This is a genomic window from Pseudoalteromonas sp. S4492, assembly GCF_005886115.1.
GTDB lineage: Bacteria > Pseudomonadota > Gammaproteobacteria > Enterobacterales > Alteromonadaceae > Pseudoalteromonas > Pseudoalteromonas gelatinilytica.
In genome coordinates this window covers 1-815 of record NZ_PNCP01000099.1, presented here as the reverse complement: position 1 = coordinate 815, position 815 = coordinate 1, and the positions used below count along the sequence as shown (strand labels likewise).

Here is an 815-nt window from a genome sequence, read left to right as displayed (position 1 = left end):
ACATAGAGTTTTGCTTCATCATCAACGTAATCATCTGAGTTACAGGTGATATAGGCTTGCTCGATTAAAGGGGCTAAGTCGACACTAGGGTTAAATAACCCTTTGAGTAAGTCAGACAGTGCATAATCAAAGGGTTTAAGTTGATTACCATAATTAGATGTTTTAAACACATCGTTATCGATAGCCGTTAAGTAAGCGATGGCAACATGGTTACGGGCAATAATACTGCTGTACAAAGCAAGGAGCCACACAGGGTGCTCAGCATGTTCAGGGTCGCGTTTACCAGTCACTTCTAAATATTCATCATCGTAAAAGAAAGGGAAAGGTTGGCCGTCATGGGCATTGCTTTGAAATATGCCATGGCCTAATTGCGAAGCGCGAATAACATAGAGCCAAGCATGGTAGCTATTAGGGTTTTGAATCGCTTCCATGGGGAATGTGTCGATTAAGTTTCTGTTAAAATGAATAGGCAAGGCATGACTAGGGTCTTCTTGTATACGTGCAATATGACCCTCAAAGAGTCTATTATATAACTTTATGGTTCGGTCGTAGCTTACTTGTGCAAAGCTGTAATGGCTCTCAATCATTTTATTTATTCCTTAAAATCCTATATCAAAAATCGATACATCAATAACTTCGATAAGCCCTGCATCATTGGCTTTTTGATACATGATTATTATTAACGGCAGCAAAGCAGGATATAAGTTCATGCTTTGCTGCTAACATTCATGTTGTTAAAGAGCGGTTACTGTCGTTTATTAATTTGGGTCTGTTGGTGGTGTTACATCAATTAGCCATGCTGGAATGTAGCCATT

The 815-nt window shown here is 39.3% G+C and carries 1 protein-coding gene; it reads right to left on the bottom strand.

Going from position 1 to position 815, the window contains the following annotated elements; translation table 11 throughout:
• A partial coding sequence (locus CWC28_RS20905) for a hypothetical protein (RefSeq protein ID WP_138625715.1) occupies positions 1 to 587 on the bottom strand: 587 nt, incomplete at its 3' end.
• Positions 588 to 815: the final 228 nt, after the last annotated feature.